The organism is Actinocorallia sp. A-T 12471, from assembly GCF_033875155.1.
Taxonomy (GTDB): domain Bacteria; phylum Actinomycetota; class Actinomycetes; order Streptosporangiales; family Streptosporangiaceae; genus Actinocorallia.
This window is the reverse complement of record NZ_JAWZTE010000001.1, coordinates 1,059,134-1,084,781: the sequence shown is the minus strand read 5'-3', so window position 1 is coordinate 1,084,781 and position 25,648 is coordinate 1,059,134. Positions and strand designations below refer to the sequence as shown.

General features: G+C 71.5%; 23 protein-coding genes. All 23 read right to left on the bottom strand.

What is annotated here, in order from left to right; translation table 11 throughout:
- Positions 1-10: 10 nt before the first annotated feature.
- Positions 11-889: a sortase gene (locus R9X44_RS05030; protein WP_319812753.1), complete on the bottom strand. Its 879-nt coding sequence runs from the start codon at positions 887-889 to the stop codon at positions 11-13.
- Positions 886-3,090: a substrate-binding domain-containing protein gene (locus tag R9X44_RS05025; protein ID WP_319812752.1), complete on the bottom strand. Its 2,205-nt coding sequence runs from the start codon at positions 3,088-3,090 to the stop codon at positions 886-888. The genes R9X44_RS05030 and R9X44_RS05025 overlap by 4 nt, the downstream gene beginning before the upstream one ends.
- Positions 3,087-4,565 carry a phosphate ABC transporter substrate-binding protein PstS gene (pstS, locus tag R9X44_RS05020; RefSeq protein WP_319812751.1) on the bottom strand — a complete coding sequence of 493 codons (1,479 nt, stop codon included), beginning with the start codon at positions 4,563-4,565 and terminating at the stop codon, positions 3,087-3,089. The genes R9X44_RS05025 and pstS overlap by 4 nt, the downstream gene beginning before the upstream one ends.
- The gene (pstA, locus tag R9X44_RS05015) at positions 4,562-5,770 is read right to left on the bottom strand and encodes a phosphate ABC transporter permease PstA (RefSeq protein ID WP_319812750.1); all 1,209 of its coding nucleotides are present in this window, start codon (positions 5,768-5,770) and stop codon (positions 4,562-4,564) included. Before pstA ends, pstS begins: the two co-directional genes overlap by 4 nt.
- A gap of 2 nt (positions 5,771-5,772) precedes the next feature.
- The gene (gene pstC, locus R9X44_RS05010) at positions 5,773-6,774 is read right to left on the bottom strand and encodes a phosphate ABC transporter permease subunit PstC (RefSeq protein WP_319812749.1); all 1,002 of its coding nucleotides are present in this window, start codon (positions 6,772-6,774) and stop codon (positions 5,773-5,775) included.
- Positions 6,775-6,860: 86 nt separating this feature from the next.
- Positions 6,861-7,889, bottom strand: coding sequence for a substrate-binding domain-containing protein (locus tag R9X44_RS05005; protein WP_319812748.1), 1,029 nt, complete (start codon positions 7,887-7,889; stop codon positions 6,861-6,863).
- A 171-nt stretch (positions 7,890-8,060) separates the two neighbouring features.
- Complete coding sequence (locus R9X44_RS05000; RefSeq protein ID WP_319812747.1) at positions 8,061-10,322, bottom strand: [protein-PII] uridylyltransferase; 2,262 nt, start codon at positions 10,320-10,322, stop codon at positions 8,061-8,063.
- A gap of 89 nt (positions 10,323-10,411) precedes the next feature.
- Positions 10,412-10,750 carry a P-II family nitrogen regulator gene (locus R9X44_RS04995; RefSeq protein WP_319812746.1) on the bottom strand — a complete coding sequence of 113 codons (339 nt, stop codon included), beginning with the start codon at positions 10,748-10,750 and terminating at the stop codon, positions 10,412-10,414.
- A complete protein-coding gene (locus R9X44_RS04990) occupies positions 10,747-12,036 on the bottom strand; it encodes an ammonium transporter (RefSeq protein ID WP_319812745.1) in 1,290 nt (429 codons plus the stop codon). Before R9X44_RS04990 ends, R9X44_RS04995 begins: the two co-directional genes overlap by 4 nt.
- A gap of 306 nt (positions 12,037-12,342) precedes the next feature.
- Positions 12,343-12,927 (bottom strand): hypothetical protein, encoded by a 585-nt coding sequence (locus R9X44_RS04985; protein ID WP_319812744.1) that lies wholly within the window; start codon positions 12,925-12,927, stop codon positions 12,343-12,345.
- A 253-nt stretch (positions 12,928-13,180) separates the two neighbouring features.
- Positions 13,181-14,335, bottom strand: a complete 1,155-nt coding sequence (gene ftsY, locus R9X44_RS04980; protein ID WP_319812743.1) for a signal recognition particle-docking protein FtsY — start codon at positions 14,333-14,335, stop codon at positions 13,181-13,183.
- Positions 14,336-14,463: 128 nt separating this feature from the next.
- Positions 14,464-18,105 carry a chromosome segregation protein SMC gene (gene smc / locus R9X44_RS04975; RefSeq protein WP_319812742.1) on the bottom strand — a complete coding sequence of 1,214 codons (3,642 nt, stop codon included), beginning with the start codon at positions 18,103-18,105 and terminating at the stop codon, positions 14,464-14,466.
- A gap of 269 nt (positions 18,106-18,374) precedes the next feature.
- On the bottom strand, positions 18,375-18,557 hold the full coding sequence (locus R9X44_RS04970) for a hypothetical protein (RefSeq protein ID WP_319812741.1): 183 nt from the start codon (positions 18,555-18,557) through the stop codon (positions 18,375-18,377).
- 178 nt (positions 18,558-18,735) lie between these two features.
- Complete coding sequence (locus R9X44_RS04965) at positions 18,736-19,020, bottom strand: acylphosphatase (protein WP_319812797.1); 285 nt, start codon at positions 19,018-19,020, stop codon at positions 18,736-18,738.
- A complete protein-coding gene (gene mutM, locus R9X44_RS04960; protein ID WP_319812740.1) occupies positions 19,020-19,910 on the bottom strand; it encodes a bifunctional DNA-formamidopyrimidine glycosylase/DNA-(apurinic or apyrimidinic site) lyase in 891 nt (296 codons plus the stop codon). Before mutM ends, R9X44_RS04965 begins: the two co-directional genes overlap by 1 nt.
- Positions 19,903-20,682 carry a ribonuclease III gene (rnc, locus tag R9X44_RS04955; protein WP_319812739.1) on the bottom strand — a complete coding sequence of 260 codons (780 nt, stop codon included), beginning with the start codon at positions 20,680-20,682 and terminating at the stop codon, positions 19,903-19,905. The genes mutM and rnc overlap by 8 nt, the downstream gene beginning before the upstream one ends.
- 222 nt (positions 20,683-20,904) lie before the next feature.
- Entirely contained in the window at positions 20,905-21,081 is a 177-nt protein-coding gene (gene rpmF / locus R9X44_RS04950; protein ID WP_319812738.1) for a 50S ribosomal protein L32, read from the bottom strand.
- A 3-nt stretch (positions 21,082-21,084) separates the two neighbouring features.
- Positions 21,085-21,702: a YceD family protein gene (locus R9X44_RS04945; protein ID WP_319812737.1), complete on the bottom strand. Its 618-nt coding sequence runs from the start codon at positions 21,700-21,702 to the stop codon at positions 21,085-21,087.
- A 129-nt stretch (positions 21,703-21,831) separates the two neighbouring features.
- The gene (coaD, locus tag R9X44_RS04940; RefSeq protein WP_319812736.1) at positions 21,832-22,311 is read right to left on the bottom strand and encodes a pantetheine-phosphate adenylyltransferase; all 480 of its coding nucleotides are present in this window, start codon (positions 22,309-22,311) and stop codon (positions 21,832-21,834) included.
- 99 nt (positions 22,312-22,410) lie between these two features.
- The gene (locus R9X44_RS04935; RefSeq protein ID WP_319812735.1) at positions 22,411-23,832 is read right to left on the bottom strand and encodes a penicillin-binding transpeptidase domain-containing protein; all 1,422 of its coding nucleotides are present in this window, start codon (positions 23,830-23,832) and stop codon (positions 22,411-22,413) included.
- 47 nt (positions 23,833-23,879) lie between these two features.
- Positions 23,880-24,449 (bottom strand): 16S rRNA (guanine(966)-N(2))-methyltransferase RsmD, encoded by a 570-nt coding sequence (gene rsmD, locus R9X44_RS04930; protein ID WP_319812734.1) that lies wholly within the window; start codon positions 24,447-24,449, stop codon positions 23,880-23,882.
- A gap of 198 nt (positions 24,450-24,647) precedes the next feature.
- On the bottom strand, positions 24,648-25,514 hold the full coding sequence (locus tag R9X44_RS04925; protein WP_319812733.1) for a HEAT repeat domain-containing protein: 867 nt from the start codon (positions 25,512-25,514) through the stop codon (positions 24,648-24,650).
- Between the two features lie 37 nt (positions 25,515-25,551).
- Entirely contained in the window at positions 25,552-25,629 is a 78-nt protein-coding gene (locus tag R9X44_RS35695) for a putative leader peptide (RefSeq protein ID WP_413774907.1), read from the bottom strand.
- Between the last annotated feature and the right edge of the window lie 19 nt (positions 25,630-25,648).

The window sequence follows — 25,648 nt, the reverse complement described above, 5'->3', positions numbered from 1 at the left end:
CCGTCCAGTTTCACAGGGTGTTGGGGAGGAGCCGGGCGAGGCTCTCGTAGATGTTCCAGAGCACCGCCAGCAGGACGGGCGAGGAGATGACGTAGGTCGGCCACCTTGACCAGCGCAGGTAGGAGAAGGTTGTGAGGCCGATCGCCAGGAGGAGCGCCTCGGCCCACAGCAGCAGCGGGATCAGCGCGCCGAGGTCGCCGCTGAGGCCGACCTCCGACCTGTCGATCCGCGGCGGCTCCGCGGAGTTCCCCGCGACGGGCTGGCCGGTGAGCCGCGCCGTCACCAGGGCCTCGCCGCGCGGCGCGACGCCGCTGTCGGCGGTCACCAGCACCAGCGTCGACGACCCGGGGACCGGCGGCAGGATCGACGGACCCGTGCCGCTCACGGTGTAGGACGCCAGGCCCTGGCCGGTGATGACGGTGACGACGTCGCCGGTGTGCAGTTTGCCGAGGTCGCCGAACGGGCCGCCGTAGGTGCCCGCCCTGCCGAGGATCACGCTGACGCCGGGCTGGCCGGGCAGCGGGGTGTCGCGGCGGTGGCCGGGACCGTGCGCGAGGTCGGCGGAGGTCGTGCCCTCCACGACGACCTCGCGCAGCCCGAGCCTGGGGATCTCCAGGATCGCGACCGACTTCCCGGCGGCGATGGGCGGCGCCACCGGCGCGGTGCCCTCGGCGAGTTCCTTGCGGAAGTCGGCGTAGCGGGTGATCTGGTCGCGGTCGTGCTGGAGCGGCGAGAGCACCGCGAGGTAGGCCAGGAAGCCGAGCACGAACACGCCGAGCAGGCCGAGCGCCACGCCGGCCGCGCGCAGCGGCAGGTTGGCGGGCGACGGCTTGGGCGGCGTCGTCTCCTTCGGCGACTCCGTCACGGGGAGTTCTTCTACGGCGGTCACGGCTTGCGCCTCCTTCCCACGCCACGGGGGATCGCGAACGGCAGCCTGGGCGACGGCCGTGCCGGGACGGCGAGGCCGAACCGTCCCGCCGCGTACAGGATCGGGCCGAGCAGCGCCGCGCCGACGCCGCAGCCGAGCAGCGCGGGCAGCAGCCAGCCGAACAGCGCGGCGGCGTCGGCCGACAGGCGGCCGCCCATGGGCGCGGGCGCGCCCGCCTGGATCACCGGCAGCGTGGCGGGCTCCGGCGTGTCGGGCTCCACCGGGGCGGCGGGCGCGGCGGCCCCCGGCGGCTCGGGGATCTTGCCCTTCTGCGCGATGACGTTCTTGGCGGCCTTCTTCGTCTGCGCCCGCATCGCCGCGCTCAGGGGCACGTAGCCGACGGGCCGGGTGCCCGGCTTGATGCCCGCCTTCTGGCCGGGACCCGCCGCGTGCTCGAGGAACGCCGCGATCTTGCGCGCCTTCGCGGCCTCGACCCCGTTCGTGGGCACCTCGGCGTACTGCACGTGCGTCAGCGGGTACGCCTTCGGGTCCTTGGCGGTGTAGTCGGGCAGCTGGGTGACGCCGTCGGCGTTGGTCTTCAGGTGCTTCAGCGCCGCCGCCATCGACGCGTCGGTCGGCGCGACGTACTTGCCCGCGGCGTTGCGCAGCCGGGCGGCGGAGAACCGCAGCGCCTGGGCGTCGGAGGTGGACACGACGGCGAACAGCCCGCGGTTGCCGATCGCGTAGGGCCCGGTCTTCACGTAGTTGCCGTACTGGTCCTTGACGTAGTTCTCGCTGTTGTCCCGGTTCGTCACCAGATAGCGGGCGACGTCGGACAGGCCGAACACGGGGATGAACCCGTGGACGAACCGCTTGTCGGGGTCGCGGGAGACGAACGCGCTCGTCGGGAACTCCGCGCCCTTGAAGTTCCTGTTCACCGTCATCCCGCCCGGTGCCTTGGCGCCCTTGAGGAAGGCCGCGGCCTCGGGGTCGGCCGCCAACCAGCGCGTCAGCTCGTAGGTGAGGTCGTTGTCGCCGGAGACGACGGTCGGCCACGCCATGCTGGGCCAGGAGCGCTCGTCGCCGTTGAGCTTGAGGAACTCGGGGTCCTGGAAGATGTCCTGCGGGTTGCCCGCGGTCGCCTTGTTGCAGTCCTTCACGCCGGGACCGCAGGCGGCGTTCATCGAGTAGGACGTGGTCAGCAGCTTGGCGACGAGGCGCGGCGTCAGCTTGATCCCGGTGATCGGCTTGCCGGTGTCGGCGTCGTCGACGCGGTAGGCGACGGCGATGCCGGAGATCCCGACCGGCGCGTAGTCGAACGCGCGGGACGGCGCGGTGTCCTCCGGCCGTGACGTCAGGGCCACGTCGGTGCCGTTCGTCTGGAAGCTCGACCGCGCGAGCGGCTCGCCGAGCGAGGTGTAGTCGACGTCGAGGTCGGCCTTGGAGGTGCACAGGCCGGGCTGCCACCGCTCGATGAGCCGTTTGGCCTGCGGGGAGCCGGTGATGCGGAAGTCGGCGTCCTCAAGCGCGCAGGTCGCCGCGGTGACCGCGAAGCCGATCGGCGCGACGATCCGGTTGGCCCAGGCCCAGTCGGAGTCGAGGTACGCCTGGGTGGCGAGCTGGCCCGCAAGGGTCGGCCTGGTCGGGTCGCCGTCGTTGGGGATGACGACGATCGAGCAGTCGTCCACGGCGTCGCACGCGAGGCTCGCGGACTCGGCGATGGTGCGCACCTCGATGTCGGCGTAGCCGCGGCCGTTCGGCGCGGTCAGCGCGGTGACGGCGTTGGTCGGCCCGTCGGGCAGCACGCCGCCGCCCTTGGGCTTGTCGGGATAGGTGAACGAGCCCGAGCCGTAGCAGTCGGCGACGGACTCGGGCTGCTTGCCACGGCACTGGTAGACGCGCACGACGTGGGTCGTGCTGTCGCTGAGGAACGTGTCGGAGCTCGGCGTGAACCCCCGCCAGCTCACCCGGATCACCTGGTTGACCAGGTCGGTGGACTGGTCGAGCGTCACCTTGCCCTTGGTGTTGCCGGGGTACTCGGGCTCAGTGGGCGGGTCGGTGGGCTCGACGGGGGTCTCCGGGTCCGGCGAGGGCGACGGCGACTCCGACGGGCCAGGCGTGGCCGTCGGCGTCGCGGTCTCGCCGGTCTTGGGGTCGGCGGCGGCGGTCGCGCAGAACGCCAGGACGACGGCGGCCAGCGCGGCCGCGATCCTGCGCGTCATCGGGTGCCTCCGGCGCGACGGCGGCGGGCGTAGGCCGTCAGGACGGGCGGCAGGACCAGCGCGCCGAGCAGGACGGCCGTGGCGATGGCTCCGGCGGCCAGCGCCGTCCCGCTTTGCGCGGCGACCTCCACGGGTTCGGCGAAGGCGGTGGTGCCCGCGGCGACCACGGGGCCGTCCCCGACGGCCACGGCGGGCGTCGTGGCGTTCGCGGTGGGCGCGGCCGTCGCGCCGGGGCCCGCGGTGGCGGTGGTGCCCGCGCCCGGCTCGCCGCAGGGGATCTTGCCCTCCTGGTCGCACGCCTCGGGCTGCGGCGCGGTCTCCAGCAGCACGTTCTTGCCGCCCTCGAAGGTGGGGTTGTGGCACTTGGACAGGTCGGTGCCCGCGGTGATGTGGCCGGGGATGCGGTTGAGCTGCCGGTAGGCGGCCTCGACAAGGTTCTTGGGCAGCGGCGAGTAGCCGAGTTCGGGTGCCTTCTGCTGGCCCGCGCACAGGAAGTAGTCGATGAACGTCGAGAGCGTCTGGCCCTTCTCCTTGGTGAAGGGGGCCTGCGTCGACGTCGGGATGATCATGTAGGAGTAGCTCGACAGCGGATAAGCGCGCTTGTCCGCGCTGTTGTAGACGCCTTCGAGCTTCTGCGTCAGGTCCGAGTCGATCTCGGCCTTAGTGAGCGCCACGGCGACGTTGGACGCCGTCGGCAGCGTGAAGTACCCGGACTTGTTCTTCACCTTGACGACCGGGTAGCCCGCGTTGCGCGCGTAGGCGTACTCCACGTACGTGATCGCGCCTTCGCCGTAGCTGGCCGCCACGTAGGCGGCGACGCCGTTGGAGCCGTTCTGCTGCTTGCCGCCGGGCAGCGTCGGATAGTAGGAGGTGAGGCCCTTCTTCTTGAAGAAGGCACGCCACAGGTCGGGGTACTGGCCGTCCATCCACAGCGAGAACTGCGCGGTGGTGCCCGAGCCGTCCGAGCGGGTCACCGGGGTGATCTTCCGGTTCGGCATCTGGACGCCGTTCATGTCCTTGGTGATCGCCGGGTCGCTCCAGTTGGTGATCTTCCCGGTGAAGATCTTGGTGATGGTCTCGCCGGACAGCCGCAGGTTCTCCACCCGCTTGCCGTTCTTGGTGAGGTGGTACATGAAGGCGGTGCCGCCCGCGACGATCGGCATGTAGGCGTAGTCGCGCTTGCTGACCTCGGGCGGGCTGCCGTCCTCGGGACGCAGCTGGAACGGGATCTCCGAGACGGCGAAGTCGACCTGCGCGCTGCGGAAGTCGGTGCGGCCCGCCGTCGAGCCGGAGCCGGTGTAGTTGACGGTGATGCCGTTCTTCTTCACCGCCGCCGCCCACTGGTCGAGGGCGACCTGGCTCCAGGTCGAGCCGCTGCCGGTCACCGGCACGAAGTCGGCCGCGGCGGCGGGCCGCGCGCACGGGAAGGCGAGCAGGGACGCCAGGACGAGCGCCCCAAGACGTCGAACGCTCATGCGGACGTCTCCTTGTCGGATGTGAGGGGGAGGTCCCCGGACGGCGCGGTGGGCGTCTTGGCGGCCGCGCGGTCGGCCTTGGCGAGCCTGCGGCGGGCCCGGCGCGTCATCTGCCCGGGCGCCGCACCCCCCAGCAGCCGCGCGACGGTGAACAGCACGAGCACGACGAGCGCGAGGACGAGCGCCGCGCCGAACGCCCGCGACACCATGTCCGGCTGCGGGAACTTCACGTAGGTGTAGATGTAGAGGGGAAGGTTGGTCATGTTCCCCGAGAAGGGGTCGGCGTTCATGCCGCGCGCGAACCCGGCAGTCAGCAGGACGGGGGCGGTCTCGCCCACGCCGCGCGCCATCGCCAGCACGACGCCGGTCGCCAGGCCGGAGCGCGCGGTCGGCAGCACGACACGCCACACGACCTGCCACTGTCCCGCGCCCAGCGCGTAGGCGGCCTCGCGCAGCCCGCCGGGCACCAGCCGCAGCACGACCTCCGACGCCCTGGTGACGATCGGCACCATCATGATCGCGATCGCCAGGGCGGCGGCGAGGCCCGACTTCTGGAACCCGAACGTCAGGATGAACGCGGCGAGCACGAACAGCCCCGCGAGGACGGACGGGAGCGCGCTCATCGTGTCCACGATGAGCCGGACGGGCCGGGTCAGCCTCCCCCCGACCTCCACGAGGAACAGCGCGGTCGCGATGCCGAGCGGCACCGCGATCGCGACGCCGATGCCGAGCTGGATCAGCGACCCGACGACGGCGTGCAGGACGCCGCCGCTGGTCAGCGGGTCGAGCGCGCCGGTGTCCGACATCGTCTGGGTGAGGAAGTTGGAGTGCGCGAACGCCTGCGCGCCGCGCAGCACGGTGAACCCGAGGATCGCGGCGATGACGGTGACGCTCAGCGCGCCCGCGCTGTGCACGAGCACGCTGACGAGCCGGTCGACCGCCGCGAGCCGTCCGTGCTCGTGCGTCACGACGAGCGCGTACAGGACGAGGAACGCCGCGTACCAGCACACGGCGAAGCCGAGCGCGCCGGAGAACGGCAGCAGCCTGGTGAAGAGAATCCACACAAGGGCGAGGCTCGCCGCGGCGGCCCCGACGAGGGCGTAGCGGTCCTCGCGGACCGTGCCGCCCGGTCGGAAGCGGCCGCGCGTCGGGCGGGGCGGTGTCTCGGCGGCGGACGGGTCGGTGCGCGGTTCGGCGATGGTCATGGTCATGCCTCGGTCGAAGCGCCGGAGCGGCTGCGGTTGATGATCATGGCGGCGAAGAAGTTGATGACGAGCGTCAGCGCGAACAGCACGAGCCCTGCGGCCATGAGGGCCGACAGGCCGAAGTCGCTGGAGTCGGCGTAGCGCAGCGCGATGAGCGCGGAGATCGAGTTCCCGCCGCCTTCGAGGATGTGAAGGGTGGCCCGGAAGTCCGGGGAGATGATGAGGACGACCGCGATGGTCTCCCCCAGCGCGCGGCCGAGCGAGAGCATCGCCGCGCCGATGACGCCGCCGCGCCCGAACGGCAGGACGACTGTCCGGATCATGCCCCAGCGGGTCGAGCCGAGCGCGTAGGCGGCCTCCCGCTCCGCCTGCGGGGCCTGCGAGAAGACCTCGCGCGACAGCGAGCAGCAGATCGGGATCACCATCATCGCGACGACGATGCCCGCGATGAAGTGCGACGAGGTGTAGGAGCCGGGGTCGGCGTGGTCGGTGTCCACCCGGAAGAACGGGATGAAGGAGGCGTGGTCCGACAGCCAGCGCGAGACTCCGATCAGGCGCGGCTGCAGGAACGTCACCCCCCACAGCCCGTAGAGGATCGACGGGATCGCGGCCATGAGGTCGACGAGGGAGATGAGCGCGCGGCGCATGCCCGGGGCCGCGTACTCACTGATGTACAGCGCGGCGAGGACCGCGATGGGGACGCCCACCGCGAGCGCCGTCAGCGCGATCTCGATCGTGCCCGGCAGCACCGCGGCGATCCCGAAGTCGTGCAGCTCGGGGTCCCAGGACCGGGTGCCGAAGAAGTCGAGTCCCGCGGTTTCGAGCGCGGCGAAACCGCGCACGGCGAGGAACAGGCCGATGAAGCCGAGGATGACCAGGAGGGTCACGCCGGAGCCGCGCACGGCGGTCCGGAAGGCGGCGTCGACTGGCGCGAAACGCGCGGTGACGACGCGCCGCGGCTCGGCGGGCGCGGTGCCGGGCGCGGCCGGAGGGGCCATGCTCATCGTGGTAACCGTTCTGATGAGGACAGGGCCGAAGGCGGCCGGATCGCGCCGGTCGCCTTCGGCTCGTTGTGCGGAAGGTTCCGGCGTCAGGAGACCGCGCCGCAGCCGCCGCCGATCGGCTCGAAGCCGTAGGCGCGGATGGTCTTGGTCTGGTCGCAGAGGAAGCCGGTCTGGCCGAAGATCGGCTCGAACTTGGCGGCCTCGGCGGCGCGGACCACGTTGTAGACCAGGCGCAGGTGCTGGCGCGGGAAGTCCGAGGCGTTCAGGCGGATGTTCTTGCCCTTCACGCCGCCCTTCTTGGTGATGGTGATCTTGCCGGTGGTCGGCGAGACGCCGCCGATCTTGCCGAGCACGAGCTTGCCGTGGCGGTCGTTCTTGCCGTTGATCGCCTGGGCGATCCACTGGCCGATGGAGAACGGCGCGATGACGGCGCGGCCCGCGCCGACCTTCTTGCCGTCGTTCTCGATGTTGGTGGCCTTCTGGTTGACGCAGGAGCCGACCTGGGCGTCGGTCAGGCCGATCGCGCCGAGGAAGAACGAGCGGGTGCCGGAGCCGGCCTGCGGCAGCCACGGCTTGATGACGACGCGCTTCTTGCCGTTCTTCTTGCCGCCGACCTGGTCCCAGTAGCGGGCCGAGGCCGAGCACTTGTAGATGTTCGCGAGCTGCGACTTCTTCAGGTTCTTGGGCGCGAAGCTGTTGTAGTTCACCGCCCAGGTGACGCCGTCCTGCGCGAAGGCGTAGAAGGCCAGCGTGGCCTCGGTGCCGTCGGTCTTCTTCGCGCGCGAGGAGCGGGCGAAGTCGTAGGCGCCCTCGGTGTCGGCCTGCAGCGCCTTGATGCCGTTGCTGGAACCGACCACGCGCGCCCGCTTGGGCAGACCGGCCTTGGGCGTGAAGGTCGCCGAGCCCGTCGCGTTGAAGCTGGCGAGCCTGGCGGCCGGCTTCTTCTTGTTGTAGGCGGCGGCGAGCGCGTTCACCACGTCCTGGGTGGTGTCCGAACCGACCCCGACGAGGTCGGTCTTGGACGGGGTGAAGCCCGGGTCGGCGCTCGCCGGAGCCTGGACGACCGAGACGGCCAGCATGGCGGCCGCCACGCTGAGGACCATCTTCTTGAGCATTCTTCCTCCGCGAAGATGCTTCGGCGGCCATACCGCCGCCGGCGAACCGCTTGGCTCGCGGAGGTTCACCCTGGGCCCGTCAGACGAACGGCCGGCCCCCGATCACATGTCCATTCGCGGCTTGTTTGGCAAATTGCCCACGAACACCCCAGATGACGGTTCTCTCGCCGTTCAGCCAAGGGCGCTGATGATGTCCTCCTCGATCTCCGCGAGGAGGACGGGGTCGGTGACCGGGCCGCCGTCGTGGCCCACGACGTAGAACACGTCGACGGCCTCGGAGCCGAGCGTGTCGATCTTCGCGGCGCGGATGTGCAGGCCGCAGTCTCCCAGGACCCTGCCGATCCGCCACAGCAGGCCGGGCTGGTCGTGCGCGCGCACCTCGACCACGGTGGCGGTGCTCGACGCCTCCTCCACGAACGTGACGCGCGGCGGCGCGACCCGCACCCCGGGCCTGATCCGCACGGACTTGGCGCGCTTCTCCAGCCGGTCGGCGACGTCGAGGCGGCCGGCGAGGGCGCGGCGGAGGTCCGCCTCGATCGAGGCGGGCTCGGGCGGGCTGCCGAACTCGGGCTGCGCGGTGAACTCGATGACGGCGTTGCCGCCGCCCACGTCGCCGTGCGAGAACGTGCGCGCGGTGCGCAGGACGAGCCGGTGCATGGCGAGCACCCCGGCGGCCTGCCACAGCAGCCCCGGACGGTCCCACGCGACGATCGTGACGCTCAGCGAGCCGCCCGTGTGGCGCGCCCACGTCCCCCGGACGGCCGTGCTGCTCACCCGGACGGCGACTCCGTCATGCCGGGCCAGCGCGAGCTGCGCGGAGGTCGGGGCGGGCGTGCGCGGCGGCTCGTCACCGCGCAGGGCGGCGGCGGTGCGGCGGACGAGTTCGTCGATGAGGCGCGACTTCCAGGTGCCCCACGCGGCCGGGCCCGTCGCGCCCGCGTCGGCGGCGGCCAGGGCGTGCAGCAGCTCGAGCACGAGCGGCGTCTTGACGGCCTTGGCGACGGTCTCGATCGTCTGCGGGTCGTCCAAATCGCGGCGGGTCGCGGTGTCCGGAAGCAGCAGATGGTGCAGCACGACGGCTTCGAGCACCTCGACGTCCTCCTTGGGGAAGCCGAGGTAGGCGGCGATCTCGCGGGTGTACTCGGCCCCGACGATCGAGTGGTCGCGGCCCGAGCCGTCCTTGCCGATGTCGTGCAGGAACGCGCCGACGAGCAGCAGGTCAGGCCGGGAGGAGTCGCGGATGCGCGCGGCGACGCCCGCGGCGGCCTCCATCAGATGCCGGTCGACCGTCCACTTGTGGACGGCGTTGCGCTGCGGACGGTTCCGCACCCGGGTCCAGTCGGGGATCATCCGCACCACGAGCCCCGCCTGGTCGAGCCCCTCCCACACGGGGATGGCGGCGGCTCCGGCCCCCAGCAGGGACACCAGGGCCGTACGGGCGGACTCAGGCCACGGGACGGGCAGGCCGGTGAAGGACTTGGCGAGCTGGTCGAGCGTCGCCGGGGCGAGCGGCAGGCCCGCGTTGGCGGAGGCGGCCGCCGCGCGCAGCGGCATCGACGGGTCCGCCAGGTTCGCCCCGCGCGCCAGAACGACCTCGCCCTGGTACTCCACAAGGCCGTCGGCGATGGGCGTCCGCTCTGAGCGCGCGGGCGGGGTCCGGAAGCGTTCGACGTTGCGCCAGACGGTGTCGCCCGCGTAGGAGATGGTCCGCGCGGCCTCGGCCACCGCCCCGAGCAGGGCGATGCCGTCTTCGAGCCCTAGTTCCTCGGCGACGCCGTCCTGCTCCTGGAGCAGGAGGCGGTCGGCGGAACGGCCCGTGCGCTTGTGCAGCGCGTGACGGATGTCCAGAAGTGTGTTGTAGGCGGCCTTGACCTTCGGCGACGGCTCCGGCACCGCCCACGTCGCGACGACCGCCTGCATGACGTGCACGTCGCGCAGGCCGCCCTTGGCGTCCTTCACGTCGCCTTCGAGCAGGAACGCGAGTTCGCCGAGGCGCTCCCAGCGCTCGACCGTCATCTCGCGTAGTTCCGGCAACCTTGTGCGCGCGGAGGCGCGCCAATCTGCGAGCACCTTGGAGCGGAGGTCTTCTACGAGCGCACGGTCCCCCGCAAGGCACCTGCCGTACAGCAGCCCGAGAACAGCCTTCAGGTCCTCGGCCGCGACCGCCCTCGCCTCGGCGACGGTGCGCACCGAATGGTCGAGCTTGAGGCCCCTGTCCCAGACCGGGTACCAGATCTTCTCGGCGAGCTCCGCGATGTCCGCGCGCCCCTCGTGCAGCAGGACGAGGTCGACGTCGCCCCCCGGCGTGAGGTCCCTCCTGCCGAGGCTGCCGACCGCGACGAGCGCGACCCCCTCGGCGTCGGCGACCAGCCCCGCCAGCCACTCGTCGAGCTCGGCCGCGCGCGCGGCCCGTTCCGTCGCGAAACTCAGCACCTGCTTCACCTCTCCGCACAGAGTAAGGGGCGTCCCGGATGTGCTCCGGAACGCCCCTCGCGCTCTCCCCCGAACCCGACAGCCCCGGCCTAGAGGGCCTCGGCTCCGGTCTCGCCGGTCCGCACGCGGACCACCGTGTCGACCGTGGTCGACCAGACCTTGCCGTCGCCGATCTTGCCGGTCTGCGCGGCCTTCACGACCACGTCGATGACCTCTTCGGCGTCCTCGTCGTCGACGAGGATCTCCAGGCGGATCTTGGGCACGACGTCGACCTTGTACTCGGCGCCGCGGTAGACCTCGGTGTGGCCCTTCTGGCGGCCGAAGCCGCTGGCCTCACTGACGGTCATGCCCTTGACGCCGAAGGTCTCCAGGGCGGCCTTCACGTCGTCCAGCTTGAAAGGCTTGATGATGGCGGTGATGAGCTTCACGCGTCTGCCTCGACCTTCGAGTCGGCGGAGACCGGAGCGGGGGCGCCGCTGCGGCCACCGGAGGTGGAGGGCCCGAAGTCGTAGGCGGTCTCGGCGTGCTCGGCGAGGTCGATGCCGGACACCTCAGCCTCCTCGTCGACCCGGAAGCCCAGGGTCAGGTCAAGGACCTTACCGATGATGAAGGTGACGATGAACGAGTAGGCCAGCGTCGCGACCACGGCGAGGGCCTGCTTGCCGAGCAGCTCGATGCCGCCACCGGCCAGGAGGCTGTCCGCGCCGAAGGCGGCCGAGCCCCAGACGCCGATCGCCAGGGCGCCGATGACGCCGCCGACCAGGTGGACGCCGACGACGTCAAGGGAGTCGTCGTAGCCGAGCTTGTACTTGAGGCCGACGGCCACGGCGCAGATCGCGCCGGCGACGAGGCCCAGGACGAGCGCGCCGACCGGGGTCATGGCCGCGGCGGCCGGGGTGATCGCGACGAGACCGGCGACGATGCCGGACGCGATGCCCAGCGTGGTGGCCGCGCCGTCGCGGAGCTTCTCGACGATCAGCCAGCCGAAGCCCGCAGCGCCGGTGGCGACGATGGTGTTGAGGAACGCCAGCGAGGCGGTCTCGTTGGCGGCCAGGGCCGAACCACCGTTGAAGCCGAACCAGCCGAACCACAGCAGACCGGCGCCGAGCAGCACGAACGGCAGGTTGTGCGGACGCATCGGCTCCTTCGGCCAGCCCTTGCGCTTGCCGAGGACCAGGGCCAGGGCCAACGCGGCACAACCCGCGTTGATGTGGACGACCGTGCCACCGGCGAAGTCGATCGCGCCGAGCTTGAAGATCCAGCCCTCGGCGTTCCAGACCCAGTGCGCGATGGGCAGGTAGACCAGGGTCAGCCACACCGGGATGAAGACCACCCAGGTGAGGAACTTCGCCCGGTCGGCGATGGCGCCCGAGATCAGGGCGACGGTGATGATGGCGAAGGTCGCCTGGAAGGCGGCGAAGGCGAGGTCGGGAAGACCGTCGGTGACCGCGGTCTCAAGACCGACGAGGCCCCAGGCGTCGAGCCCGCCGAACAGGGCGGGGATGCCGCCCTCGCTGCCGAAGGCCACCGAGTAGCCCCAGAGCACCCAGACCATGCCCGCGACGGCCATGGACACGAAGCTCATCATCATCATGTTGAGGACGGACTTCGCGCGGGTCATGCCGCCGTAGAAGAACGCGAGGCCCGGGGTCATGAGCAACACGAGCGCCGCGCTCGCGAGTACCCACGCTGTGTTGCCGCTGTCGATTTCCATCAGGAAGAGCGCCCCTCCTAGTGCGGGATTTCCGTTCGCCCAGAAGACTCTTCCTTGGCCGTTTCACCCTCGCGGCACAGATGTTTCCGACGTGTGAAACATCCAGAACCGATGTTTCGCAAGTGTTTCCCCTCTCGCATCGTTCCAACGTCTGTCAAGTGATCATCCGAATGCACTCCGAAATGTGACAGGAGCGACATCTTTCCGGCACAGCGCCATCCGGGGACGAGTACGGCGCGGGGGCGGTGAACTGGGAAAAGGGCATGCGAAAGGGCCCGTGCCGCGCACGGGCCCCTCAGAAGGACGTCAGGGCTGTCGGTGGGTGCCGGTGTGCCCGGCTGCCCCTCCGGCGGCGTGCGTCCCGCTGGAGCCGGTCTGGGCCCCGGGAGCGCCGGGGTCGACCCATTCCATGCCGGGGACGTTCGACGCCTGCTTGTGCGCCATCGCGCCCCACAGGGCGAAACCGACGAGCGCGATGCTCGCGGCGATCGACAGGTACCAGCCGGCGTCGAGGCCGATTCCGGCGTCCGCGAGCGCGACCGCCTCGCTGCCGCCCAGCACGGGCGGGATGTCCAGCGCGTTACCGAACCGGAACGCGAAGACCACGCAGGCGATGAACGCGAGCACGCCGCAGATCGCCGCGCCCATCAGCATCCCGCGGCGGTTCCCGCTGGTCACCATCGCGGCCAGGGCCATCGCACCGGCGAGGAAGGCCAGGACGAGCGCGACCTTGCCCTCCCACACGCGGACGCCGCTCAAGGTCGCGGCGCTGAAGAACGTCACACTGAGCCACGGCAGCAGCGTGCCGATGAGCAGCACCCCCGCCGAGATCGCCGACGCCTTCGACGCCGTCGAGGTGATGCGTTGCTCGGCGGAGAGCATCGGCGGCATGGGCCGCCCCGACATTTCCCCGTGCATTCCGCCGGTCGTCTGGGCGGACGAACCGCTTACCGCGCTCCCCGGAGCGGCCTCTCCCCCTGCTGACGTCGCGCCATGCGGGCGCCTGGTCGGTGTTGACACTTCGATCCCCCCGATCCGTACGGGTTCGTGCCTATCTCCTCACGTAAGCACAGATCGAGGGGGAACGTTCCAAGCTCAGGTATCCAGAAAGCCTGGATTCCGGCAATTCGATCTTTCGCGCTTCTCAGCCGAGGATCGCGTCGACGAACGCGCCGGGTTCAAAAGGCGCGAGGTCGTCGGGGCCTTCGCCGAGGCCGACGAGCTTGACGGGGACGCCGAGTTCGCGCTGGACGGCGATGACGATGCCGCCCTTGGCGGTGCCGTCCATCTTGGTCAGGGCGATGCCGGTGATGTTGACGGCCTCGGCGAAGACACGGGCCTGGGTGAGGCCGTTCTGGCCGGTCGTGGCGTCCAGGACGAGCAGCACCTCGTCCACGGTCGCCTGCTTCTCGATCACCCGCTTGACCTTGCCGAGCTCGTCCATCAGGCCGACCTTGGTGTGCAGGCGGCCCGCGGTGTCCACGATGACGGTGTCGACGCCCTCGGCGATGCCCTCCTTGACCGCCTCGAACGCGACGCTGGCCGGGTCGCCGCCCTCGGGACCGCGCACGGTGTGCGCGCCCACCCGCTCGCCCCAGGTGGCGAGCTGGTCGGCCGCGGCGGCGCGGAAGGTGTCGGCCGCGCCCAGCACGACGGTCTTGCCGTCGCCCACCAGGACGCGGGCGAGCTTGCCCGTCGTCGTCGTCTTGCCGGTTCCGTTGACGCCGACGACCATGACGACCGCCGGGTTGCCGCTGCCGCCGTGCCTGTCGACCTTGAGGCCGCGCGGCATGTCCGGGCCGATCTGGGCGATCAGCTGCTCCCGCAGCAGCGCCCTGACCTCCTCCGGCGTGCGCTTGCCGTCCACCCGCACGCGGGTGCGCAGCTCGTCAACGATCATCCGCGACGGGGCCACGCCGACGTCGGCGGTGATCAGGATGTCCTCGATCTCGTCCCAGTCGTCGTCGGTGAGCGCGTCGCGCGACAGCAGGGCGAGCAGGCCCTGGCCCAGGGTGCTCTGCGAGCGGGCGAGCCTGGCGCGCAGGCGTTGGAGGCGGCCCGCGCTCGGCGGCGGCACCTCGATCTCGGGCGCGGCCGGCGCCTGTGCGGAGGGGGGTTCGGGGGCCGTGACGACCCCGCCCTCCCCGAGGTCCTCACCCGTGCCCGACGGCTTGGTGATCTGCGGCGTTTCCGGCGGCGCCTCGATGGTCGGCGCGTCCGAACGGGACCGCAACAGCGCGACAGTCCCGCCGACCGCGATGATCACGAGCAGCGCGATACCGAGAATCAGATATTCCATAGCCCGTCCAGTCTCGCAGACTCCGCCAATATCCCAGGCTCGGGACTCGGGCTGTGCGGGGCCTGGCTCCGCCCGGCCGCCCGGGTCCCGAACCCCGATATACCCGGCTCAGGACCCGGGCCCGGGTGTCAGGCGGGTTCGGCTTCGCGGAGGCGCTGGCTGATCACCTGGGAGACGCCGTCGCCGCGCATGCTGACGCCGTAGAGCGCGTCCGCGCCCTCCATGGTCCGCTTCTGGTGGGTGATGACGATGAGCTGTGACGACTCGCGCAGCTCCTCGAAGACGCCGATGAGCCGCTGCGTGTTGGTGTCGTCCAGCGCGGCCTCGACCTCGTCAAGCACGTAGAACGGGCTGGGCCGCGCCTTGAACACCGCGACGAGGAAGGCGATCGCGACGAGCGAGCGCTCCCCGCCGGAAAGCAGCGAAAGCCGCTTGACCTTCTTGCCCGGCGGCCGCGCGGCGACCTCGATGCCGGTGGTGAGCATGTCCTCGGGGTCGGTGAGGGACAGCGAGCCCTCGCCGCCGGGGAACAGCCGGGAGAAGATCCCCTCGAAGTGCTCTGCGGTCTCGGCGTACGCGGCGGCGAACACCTCCTGCACCCTCTGGTCGACGTCCTTGACGATGTCGAAGAGGTCCTTACGCGTCTTCTTCAGGTCCTCAAGCTGCGAGGTGAGGAACGCGTGCCGTTCCTCGAGCGCGGCGAACTCCTCGAGGGCGAGCGGGTTGACCTTGCCCAGCTGTGCCATCTGCCGCTCGGCGGCCTTCGCCCGCTTCTCCTGCACGGCCCGGTCGAACGGCTCGGGCGCGGCCTCGGGGTCCTGCGGCGGGACGGGCTGGTCGGGCCCGTACTCGGCGACGAGCCCCTCGACCTCCATCCCGTACTCCTCGAGCGCCTTCTCCTGGAGCCTTTCCAGCCGCAGGCGCTGTTCGGCCCGCGCGACCTCGCTGCCGTGCACCACGTTGACCAGCCGCTCAAGCTGGGTGGCGTACTCGCGGACCTGCCCGCGCACCACCTTCAGCTCCTCCTCGCGCGCGGCGCGGCGGCGCTCGGCCTCCTCCCGCTCGGCGATCGCGATCTCCAGCGACACCCCGATGCGGGCAAGGGCCGTGCGCGCGCCCTCCTGGACGGCCAGGGCGATCCGCGCCTGCTGCTGGCGGCGGCGGCGTCGCTCGACGGCCTGCGCGCGGCTGCGGCGCTCCTGCTCGGCCTGGCGCTCAAGGGCGTCGGCGCGTCCGGCGAGCGCCCCCGCGCGCTCCTCGGCGGTACGGACGGCGAGACGCGCCTCCATCTCCGCGCCGCGCAGCTCGGTGACGCGTTCGGCGAGCTCCTCGCGGATCTCGGTGTCGGGCTCCTCCTCGGGCTCGGCCTCCGCCTCGACCGCGTAACGCTCCTCCATCTCGGCGAGGCGCTCTGCGGTGGCGTCCCTGTTGTCTTCGGCGTCGCGTACGTTGCCCGCAAGGCGCTCGGCCTCCTGTCGGGCGGCCTGCGCGGCGGCCTGAAGCCTTGCCTCCTGCTTGGCCTCCTGCGCGGCGGCGGCATCGGCCTCGCGCAGCCGGGCGCGGACCCCGTCAAGGTCGGACTGCGCCCTGCCCACGGCCGCCTCGGCCGCCGTCGCCAGCGCCTGCGCCTCCTCGACGGCCAGCTGCGCCTCGGCCTCGGCCTCGGACGCCTCCTCAAGGGCGGCGGCGCTCAGCTCGGCCGCCTCACGTGCCCTGGTGAGGTCCGCGACGGCCTCGTCAAGCGAGGCGCGCATCTGCAGCGGCCCTTGGCCGCTGGAGGACCCCGCGCGCGCCCAGTGCGCGCCGAGCAGCCTGCCGTCGCGGGTGACCGCGCGCAGCGCCGGCGAGGCGGCGACGATCTCACGGGCCAGCGCCGGGTCCTCGACCACGACGACGCCTTCCAGGAGCCGGTCGAGCGCCGGACGCAAAGATTCCGGGACCGTCACCAGCTCGGCCGCCCACACCCCGCCGGACGGGCACGCCTGGCCGCTGCCGGGGACCTTCGGCGCTGAGCCGATCACCAGGCCCGCCGCCGCCCCCCGCTCACCGAGGAACGCAAGGGCGTGGGCGGCCGCGTCAAGCGAGGTCACCGTGATCGCCTCGGTCAGCGCGCCCAGCACCGCCGCGATCGCCGCCTCCGCGCCGGGCCGAACGGTCAACGAGGCGGCCAGCGTGCCCTCGACACCCGCGATCCCCGACGACAGCAGCTCCTCGCCGCCGTCGGCGGCCGAGCCGAGCCCGAGTTCGAGCGCCTCGATCCGTGCCTGGAGCGCGGTGACCTCCTTCTGCGCGCGCTGGTCGGCGGCGCGCGCCGCCCCGATCTGCTCGCGGGCCGCCTTGAGCGCCCCGCGCGGCCCCGCGACGCCCTCGCGCGCCGCCGCCGCGCCGTCCTTGGCCTCCGCCAGCGCCGCCTCGGCCAGCTCAAGTTCGGCGGCGAGGGCGGGATCGGCCTCGATCTCGGACTGGAAGGCGGCGGCCTCGGCGAGCGCGGCCTCCGCGCGGTCCTCGGCGGCAAGGCGGGCCTCGGTGAGCCTGCCGATCTCCGCGCCCGCCGCCTGGAGCCTCGAGCGCAGCGCGTCGAGCGCGGACCGCTGCCTGGCCAGGGACTCGCGGCGCTCGGCGGCGGCGCGGGCGAGCTGCTGGATACGGCGGTCCTCGGCGGCAAGGGCCGACTCGGCCCCCGCGCGCTCTGCGACCGCCTCGTCAAGCGCGCCCTGCGCCTCCTCAAGCCGCTCGGCGAGCACCTCTTCCTGGGCGCGCGCTTCCTCGGCCTCGCGCTCAAGGTCTTCGGGGTCGCGGCCGAACCGCTCCTCGTCCTGGAAGCCTGTCGCGCCGCGGTGCCGCTCGGCCGCCAGATCCGCGACGCCGCGCAGCCGTTCCTTCAGCGACGACAGCCGGAACCAGGTCTCCTGCACGGCGGCCAGCACCGGCGCGGCCTCGGCGGCTTCTGCGTCGAGCTGTTCTTCGCGGGTCTGCGCGGTGGCAAGGGCGGCCTCCACCTCGGCGCGCCGCCTGCGCACCGACTCCTCGTCGGCCGCCTCGCGCTCGATCTTGGCCGAGAGCGTCACGAGGTCGTCGGCGAGCAGCCGCAGCTTGGCGTCGCGCAGCTCGGCCTGGATGACGGCCGCGCGCCGCGCGATCTCGGCCTGCTTGCCCAGCGGCTTGAGCTGACGGCGCAGCTCGGCGGTGAGGTCCTGGACGCGGGTCAGGTTGGCCTGCATCGCGTCGAGCTTGCGGAGCGCCTTCTCCTTGCGCTTGCGGTGCTTCAGGACGCCCGCGGCCTCCTCGACGATCGCGCGCCGCCCCTCGGGACCGGCGTTGAGCACCTGGTCGAGCTGGCCCTGGCCGATGATCACGTGCATCTCGCGGCCGATGCCGGAGTCGGACAGCAGTTCCTGCACGTCCAGCAGCCGACAGCCGTCGCCGTTGATCGAGTACTCGCTGGAGCCCGACCGGAACATCAGCCGGCTGATCGTCACCTCGGAGTAGTCGATCGGCAGGGCGCCGTCGGAGTTGTCAATGGTCAGCACGACCTCGGCGCGGCCGAGCGGGGCCCGGTTGGCCGTCCCGGCGAAAATGACGTCCTCCATCTTGCCGCCGCGCAGCGACTTGGCCCCCTGCTCGCCCATCACCCAGGCGAGGGCGTCGACCACGTTGGACTTGCCCGAGCCGTTCGGGCCGACCACACAGGTGATGCCCGGCTCGAAGCGCAGCGTGGTCGAGGAGGCGAAGGACTTGAACCCGCGCAGGGTCAGGCTCTTGAGATACACGCGCGGACGCTCCCCCTCACGGACACGGCCCCGGCGGCGGGCCGGAGTGACCAGCGGTCGCCGGGAGTGAAGGAAGCAGCTTAACCCCGGTGCCCGGCTTCCCCATCGTCCCATCGGACGACGACGCGCACCGAGGTTTTCCACAGCCGTGACGAAAAGCTGAGAAATGACAAAAGGGACGCCATTGTCATCGACGTCCCTGTCTGTCGGTATCCGGGGTGTGACCGTGTGCGGACTGGTCTTGGAATTGTGTCCCGGATACAGCCCGCTCAGGTGAGCGCGGGCTCGCGATCGACGGAGTGCACGGCCTCAGACGAGCTGAGGGCTTCGTTCTCCTCCTGGAGCCGAACGAGTTCGGCTTCCAGGTCCCGTACCCGCCGCTGGAGACGTCGCATCTCCGCGACCATCCGGGGGTCGGGACCGCCGACGTGGCCGAGTAGAGCCTTCGCCATGATTGAGGGTCCTCCACGCTGAGTAACCAGCAGAGATCACACTGCACTCATGATAGGGCAGCGGTTATCAACTCGACTAGAGTCGCACTGGCCGGGACGCCGGTCAAGTCGTACGTCACAGACCCGTAACAACCCTGTCGTAAAGAGTTTAGCAGGTCTGGCGCGGATTGCCAGTCGGTCATCTTTCCACGAAACCCTCAACATTACCGCGCGCCACATCCCACCGCTCGGTGACGCCGTCGACACGCCCCGGCGTGTCGCCGGAACGCAGCAGTTCAAGCAGCCTTTCACAGGCCGCCTTGTCCCCCTCAGCGACGACCTCGACCCGCCCGTCGCGCAGATTCCCCGCCGACCCGACGAGGCCGAGTTCCAGCGCCCGCGCCCGCGTCCACCAGCGGAAACCGACGCCCTGCACCTTGCCGCGCACCCAGGCCGTCAGCCTGACGCCCTCCCCCGCCGCCATCACGACGCCCGCGCCGCGCCGCGCGGCCTCGGCTGGCACTTCGGGCAGCTGTAGGACGACCGGTTCATGAAGACCTCCCGGCGGATCGGGCTTCCGCAGCGCGCACAGGGCTCGTCACGGCGGCCGTAGGCGTTCAGGGAGCGCTCGAAGTACCCGCTCTCCCCGTTGACGTTGACGTACAGGCTGTCAAAGGACGTCCCGCCCGCCTCCAGCGCCGCGCCCATGACCTCGCGGACTGAGGCGAGCAGCTCGGCCGTCTTCGGCCGGGTGAGGGTCGAGGTCAGCCGTTCGCCGTGCAGCTTCGCCAGCCACAGCGCCTCGTCGGCGTAGATGTTGCCGACGCCGCTGATCAGCGACTGGTCGAGCAGCGCCCGCTTCACCCCGGTCTGCTTGCGTTTCATGGCCTTGAAGAACGCCTCGTCGTCGAACGCGTCCTCGAACGGGTCCGGCGCGATGTGCGCGATCACGTCGGGGACCGGGTGGGGGCCGCACGACGGGTCGGGCACGAGCGGGCAGACCATGAGATGCCCGAACGTCCGCTGGTCCACGAAGCGCAGGTCGGTGCCGTCCGGCGTGCCGGTGTCGGTGAAGGTGAAACGGACCCTCAGGTGCTTCTGCTGCGGCGCGGCGGCCTCCCCCACGAGCAGCTGGCCGCTCATGCCCAGATGGGCGAGCACAGCGCCGTCGCCGTAAGGCAGCCACAGGTACTTGCCGCGCCGCTGCGGCGCGCCGAGGGTGACCCCGGCCAAGCGCGCGGAGAACTCCGACTCGCCCGGCAGGAACCTGCGGATCGCGCGCGGATGCAGCACCTCCACGGTCGAGACGGTCCGGCCGGCGACCCAGCTGTCCAGGCCGCGCCGGACCACCTCGACCTCGGGAAGTTCAGGCATCGCCGCCCTTGGCCCCGGTCGGCTTGCCGTTGGACCGCTGCGCCGTCTTGGCCGCCGACTTCTCCGCGACGGTCTTGGCGGCGGCGTCGAGCCCGGCGCGGATCTCCGTCCAGGCGGCCTCGGCGGCCTTCTGCTCGGCGTCCTTCTTGCTGCGCCCCTCGCCCTGGCCGTAGGCCCGGCCGCCGACCCGCACCGAGGCGCGGAACGTCTTCTGGTGGTCGGGGCCGCTCTCGTCCACGTGGTACTCCGGGACGCCGAGGCCCTCGTCGGCCGTCAGCTCCTGGAGCGAGGTCTTCCAGTCGAGGCCCGCGCCGAGCTTGGCCGAGCTGGCGATCAGGCCGTCGAACAGCCGGTGCACCAGCGCGGAAGCCTCCCCGAGGCCCTGGTCGAGGTAGACGCAGCCGATCAGCGCCTCGAGGGTGTCGGCGAGGATCGAGGACTTGTCGCGGCCCCCGGTCCCCTCCTCGCCCCTGCCGAGCCTGATGTGCGCGCCGAGGTCGAGGCCCCGGGCGACGCCCGCGAGCGCCTTCATGTTCACCACGGCGGCGCGCAGCTTGGCCAGCTGGCCCTCGGGCAGATCCGGGTGCCCCCGGTAGAGCGTGTCGGTGACGACGAGGCCGAGCACCGAGTCGCCGAGGAACTCAAGGCGCTCGTTCGTCGGCAGGCCGCCGTTCTCGTACGCGTACGACCTGTGCGTCAGCGCCCGCTCCAGCAGCGCGGGATCGAGCGTGAGCCCGATCCGCTCCTCAAGCGCGGCGGTGGGTACGGTCATTCCAGCTCCTCACATGACGAGGCCCGCGGGCCGGGATGAGGGCGGAACCTGCGCGTCCACGAGGACATCCGGGGGACGAGGTGCGCGCCGGCGAGATCCGGCGTGCACCACGGCCTCAGGTGGCCTCCCGCGAGGTGGCGCCCCTGTGACGAAAACCGGGGGACGGCCCCACACGCGACAGCGTGCGGCACCGACCCCCGGGGACGGGTCTCGCGGCGGCGGCTAGGCCGTCTCGACGACCTGCCGCTTGTTGTAGGTGCCGCAGTTGGAGCAGGCCACGTGCGGCAGCTTCTGGTCACGGCACTGCGGGCACTCGACCAGCGCGATGCGCGGGGCCTTCCACTGCGAACGGCGGTGGCGGGTGTTGCTGCGGGACTTCTTCCGCTTCGGGACGGCCATTTGTCAGCCCTCCTGGCTTTCTTCTCGTGTTTCGGCAAGGCCCTGCAATGCCGCCCACCGGGGGTCGGCGACGTCGTGCGAGTGTTCGGGGCCTGCGTCGGCCAGCCGCTCACCGCACTCCGCGCAGAGGCCGGGACAGTCGTCCTGGCACAGGGGGGACAACGGCAGCGCGAGCACCGCCGCGTCCCGGAGCACCGGCTCCAGATCGAGGAGATCCCCGTCAAGACGGCGTTCGTCGTCGTCGGCACCCGCCCCTGAGCGGGTGTCGTCGTAGACGAACAGTTCCTGGAAATCCACCTCCAGTGTGAAGGAGATGTCGTCCAGGCAGCGTGCGCACTCACCCTCGATGGGCATGAACGCCGTGCCCGAGACGAGCACGCCCTCCATCACCGATTCGAGCCGAAGGTCGACCTCGATCTCGGCGTCCGTGGGAACGCCGACCATTTCGACGCCCAGACCCTCCGGTGCCGGGGGGGTGATCCGCTGTTCCTTCATCGATCCCGGTCGGCGGCCGAGCGTCCTCGTGTCGACGACGAGCGGCGCCTTGGGATCGAGGCTGGACAGGGCTCCCCCTTCAGGGCTCAGCTCGGGAACCGGCTTTACGCCGGTCCGAGAGAACACGTGTGCACGGTCGGATCGCCACGTCAGGCATGGCCGATGGACAAGGATACCGGTGTCGGGGCGCGCACCCCAACTCGAGACCTCGTCAGGGGTCCGGACGGCCCGGCGAAGGCCGCGTCAGGGGTCGGCTCAGGCGTCCTTGAGACGCTCGATCAGCCTGTCGTGGACCAGCACGGGCACCAGGCCCGCGACGTCGCCGCCCCAGCGGACGACCTCCTTCATCAGGCTCGACGAAAGGAAGGCGTACTCGGGGCTCGTCGCCATGAACAGCGTCTCCACGCCCGACATGCGGTTGTTCATCTGGGCGATCTGGAGCTCGTAGTCGTAGTCGGTGACCGCGCGCAGGCCACGGACGATCACGGGGATGTCGTGCTGCTTGCAGTAGTCGACCGTCAGCCCCCGGAAGGAGTCGACCTTGACGTTGCCGAGGTCGCGGGTGACCTCGCGGATCATGTCGAGCCGCTCCTCGATGGAGAACAGGCCCTTCTTGGCGAGGTTGATCGACACCATCACCACGACCTCGTCGTACAGGCGCGAGGCACGGCTGATGATGTCGAGATGACCATTGGTCACCGGGTCGAAGGAGCCCGGACACACGACTCGGCGCACGACCATCAAATCCTTTCGGAGCGGACGGCGCGAAGGTACCAAACGGCACTTCCCCGGTACGCGGCGGGGCGAGCCGGGGGCGTCCGGGGGCCGGAACCGTCAGCTCAGCGCGGCGGCGATGTCGGCCATGATCGGACCGGCGGCGGTGCCTCCGTAGCCCGTGCCCTGGGTCATCACCGCGATGGCGTGCGGGCCGGACGTGGCGTAGCCGACGAACCAGCGGTCGTTGTAGGCCGCGCCGTCGACGTCGGCGGTGCCGGTCTTGCCCGCGACGCCCCTGCCCCTGAGGTTCGTCGCGGTCCCCTGGCTGACGACGGCCGCCATCATCTCCTTGAGCTCGGCCGCTCGGGCGGCAGTCACCGCCCTGCCGAACACGATGGGCTCGGTCTCCTCGATGGTCGAGCCGCGCACGGTGATCTTCTCCACGAGGTGGGGGCGCATGACGACGCCGCCGTTGGCGACCGCGCCCGCGACGAGGGCCATCTGGAGCACGGTCGCGACGTTCGCGCCCTGCCCGTAGGAGGCGAGGGCGGTCTGTGCGGCGTCGGTCTCAGGGAAGTCGCTGGCTACGGCGGTCAGGCCGGGCGCGTACTCGAAGCGTGTGCCGTAGCCGAAGGCGGTCGCCTGCTCCCGCATCCCTGCGTTGCCGACCTCCTCGGCCCCGATCTCGGCGAACGTCGTGTTGCAGGACTGGGCGAAGGCGTTCAGGAGCGTCGTCCTGGCCTGGCCGCAGCCGCCCGAGTCGTGGCTGTTGCCGATGACCGTCGCGGTGCCCGGCAGCCGGTAGGACGCGCCCGCCGGCACCGTGCCGTTCTCGGCGATGCCGGCGGCGAGCGCGGCGGCGGCCGTCACGATCTTGAAGGAGGAGCCGGGCGGGTACAGCTCGCGGGTCGCCTTGTTGAGCAGGGGGTTCCCGGTCGTGCCCTCAAGGCGCTTAAGCGCGCTGCTGGCGGCCTTCACGTCGCGGACGGCGACGTCCTCAGGGTCGTAGGAGGGGTAGGACGCCATCACCTCGATCGCGCCGGTCTCGGCGTTCACCGCGACGGCGGCGGCCTGTAGGGAAGTGCTCGCCTTCAGCTCCCGGTAGGCGACGCGTTGGGCGCGGGGCACGATCGTGGTGTGGACGTCGCCGCCCTTGGGGAGCTTGCCCGTCACCCAGTCGACCAGGCCGCGCACCGAGACGCGGCCGTCGGTGCCGTCAAGGACGCCGTTCATGGCGTGCTCGAGGCCCGTGGTGCTGAACGCGCCGAAGTAGCCGGTGACCGGGGAGAAGACCTCGCCCTCCCGGTAGTGCCGGTCGAACGTCTTGCCGTCCGCGTTGCGCTCGGAATAGGCGACCCGGACGTTCCCGGCGAGGATCGCGCCCCTGTCGCGCTCGTACTGGCGGTTGAACTGGCGCGCGTTGCGGCTGTCCTGGCGCAGGTCGTCGGACTGGAACGCCATGATCACCGTCACCTGGACCATGATCGCGAAGATCATGCCGAGCGCGACCACCGCGGTACGCCTGAGCTGGACGTTCACACCGGCCGACGCTAACCGGTGGCGGGGAAAGCGAAGGGAAAGCGGGACTACGCGGAGTGCTCGAAGGACGCGTAGTGGAAGACGGCCTCGCCGTACTTGCGGTCCCGCTCCGGGACATAGCCTTCCGGCCACTTCAGCGCCGGACCCCTGCTCGCCCGCTCCACCGCGACGAGTGCGCCGTCGGAGAGCCAGCCGTTGTCCCGGAGCCCTTCCAGGATCTCCACGACCGTCTCATCCGGGACCGCGTAAGGCGGGTCGGCGAACACGAAGTCGTAGGACGCCTCGGGCGCGGTCCGCACAAGCCGCTCGACCCTGTCGGTGACGAGCCGCGCCCCCGGCAGGCCCAGCACGTCGATGTTCTCCCGGATCACCCGCGCCGCCTTCGGATGCGACTCCACGAGCAGCGCGTGCGCCGCCCCCCGCGAAAGCGCCTCGAGCCCCACGGCCCCCGACCCCGCGAACAGATCAACCGCCCGCACGCCCTCCAACGACCCCAGCAACGCCTGCACGGTGGAGAACAGCCCCTCCCGCGCCCGATCACTCGTAGGCCGCGTATCCCGCCCCTCCGGCGTCCGCAACCTCCGCCCCCCGGCCACCCCGGCAATAACCCTCGTCATAGAACCCGAGCCTAGTTGTCCCCTGGCCGGGCGACGCTCTGGGAACCTCCGGCCCCGGGCCGAACTGGAACCTCCGCGGGTTCCAGCCCAGCCGGGGCCACGGCCTTCGGGCTTAACGCTGAGAGTGATCGGGCGCGCCGTCGCCTGGACCGGAGCCTTGTGAGCCGCAAGGCGAGCAAGGCGGAGGGAAGACGGCGGCTAAGAGCGCCCGATCACCGCCGCAGCGGAGCTGCGGCAGTTGAACACAGCCCAGCGGACTTGGGTGCGGACGCCGGGGTCGGGGTCGGTTAGGGCTTCGGTTAGGGCGGCTAGGACGTTGGGGTCGTGGGAGGCCCACTGTTCGAGGGACTGGACGGCTTCGCGGCGGACGTCGACCACGGGGTCGCGGAGGGCTGCGGAGAGGGGGGACGCGGCTTCGGCGGCGGGGGCTCCGGCGAGGACGCGGGCGGCGCGCTTGCGCACCTGCCAGCTGCTGTGCCTGAGGGCGCGCAGGGCGGGCGGGACGAGGGCGTCCGGGAGTCCGAGCGCGGCGGCGGCGTCGAGGGCGGCGAGCCGGACGACGGGGTCGTGGTCGTCCAGGAGCTGGTCGAGTCCGTCGGCGCTGTCGAGGCGGGCGAGCCCGTCGGCGACAGCGACGCGGACGTCGCGCGCGGGGTCGTCGGCGGCCTCGCGGACGGCGTCGGCCGCGCGCAGCGACGTCAGCGCGAGGACCGCCTGGGCGCGGATCTGGGGCTCGTCGTCGGCGAGGCCCTGGGCGTACAGCGCGCGGTGCGCGTCGGCGAGCAGCGTCAGGTGCGCCTTGGCGGTGCCGCGCACGAGCGGGTCCTTGCCTCCGGCGGCGGCGAGGCGCAGCGCGTCGATGCCGTCCTCGCCGACGGGCGGGCGCAGCGTGGCGAGGGCGAGCGCGGCGGCGGCGCGCACCTCGGCGTCCTCGTCGGCGAGCGCCCAGGCGAGGGCGTCTCCCGCGCCGCCGAGCGCGGTCTCGCCGAGCAGTTCGACGGCGGCGCGGCGGATGCGGGGGTCGGGGTCGCGGAGGTACTCCTCCAGGACGGTCAGGTCGGACATGGGTTCTCTCTCCTTCTGGGTCGGCCTGCGGCGTGGTTCAGCTGCGGCGACACAGACAGCTCGCCTGGCGTCGGAGGTCGACGTGCAGGCGGCCTACCAGAAGAAGCACGCTCATAAGGAAGATGTTCGCCCAC

What these genes read in the sequence shown, in the direction of transcription:
- R9X44_RS04985 (WP_319812744.1), bottom strand. Translation starts at nt 12,927, where the DNA reads ATGCCGCCGATGCTCTCCGCCGAGCAACGCATCACCTCGACGGCGTCG.
- R9X44_RS04965 (WP_319812797.1), bottom strand. Translation starts at nt 19,020, where the DNA reads ATGGCGGCGGGGGAGGGCGTCAGGCTGACGGCCTGGGTGCGCGGCAAG.
- rpmF (WP_319812738.1), bottom strand. Translation starts at nt 21,081, where the DNA reads ATGGCCGTCCCGAAGCGGAAGAAGTCCCGCAGCAACACCCGCCACCGC.
- rnc (WP_319812739.1), bottom strand. Translation starts at nt 20,682, where the DNA reads ATGACCGTACCCACCGCCGCGCTTGAGGAGCGGATCGGGCTCACGCTC.
- ftsY (WP_319812743.1), bottom strand. Translation starts at nt 14,335, where the DNA reads ATGGAATATCTGATTCTCGGTATCGCGCTGCTCGTGATCATCGCGGTC.
- pstC (WP_319812749.1), bottom strand. Translation starts at nt 6,774, where the DNA reads ATGAGCATGGCCCCTCCGGCCGCGCCCGGCACCGCGCCCGCCGAGCCG.
- R9X44_RS04970 (WP_319812741.1), bottom strand. Translation starts at nt 18,557, where the DNA reads ATGGCGAAGGCTCTACTCGGCCACGTCGGCGGTCCCGACCCCCGGATG.
- R9X44_RS04925 (WP_319812733.1), bottom strand. Translation starts at nt 25,514, where the DNA reads ATGTCCGACCTGACCGTCCTGGAGGAGTACCTCCGCGACCCCGACCCC.
- R9X44_RS05005 (WP_319812748.1), bottom strand. Translation starts at nt 7,889, where the DNA reads ATGCTCAAGAAGATGGTCCTCAGCGTGGCGGCCGCCATGCTGGCCGTC.
- pstA (WP_319812750.1), bottom strand. Translation starts at nt 5,770, where the DNA reads ATGACCATCGCCGAACCGCGCACCGACCCGTCCGCCGCCGAGACACCG.
- R9X44_RS05025 (WP_319812752.1), bottom strand. Translation starts at nt 3,090, where the DNA reads ATGACGCGCAGGATCGCGGCCGCGCTGGCCGCCGTCGTCCTGGCGTTC.
- pstS (WP_319812751.1), bottom strand. Translation starts at nt 4,565, where the DNA reads ATGAGCGTTCGACGTCTTGGGGCGCTCGTCCTGGCGTCCCTGCTCGCC.
- mutM (WP_319812740.1), bottom strand. Translation starts at nt 19,910, where the DNA reads ATGCCTGAACTTCCCGAGGTCGAGGTGGTCCGGCGCGGCCTGGACAGC.
- rsmD (WP_319812734.1), bottom strand. Translation starts at nt 24,449, where the DNA reads ATGACGAGGGTTATTGCCGGGGTGGCCGGGGGGCGGAGGTTGCGGACG.
- R9X44_RS04990 (WP_319812745.1), bottom strand. Translation starts at nt 12,036, where the DNA reads ATGGAAATCGACAGCGGCAACACAGCGTGGGTACTCGCGAGCGCGGCG.
- R9X44_RS35695 (WP_413774907.1), bottom strand. Translation starts at nt 25,629, where the DNA reads ATGAGCGTGCTTCTTCTGGTAGGCCGCCTGCACGTCGACCTCCGACGC.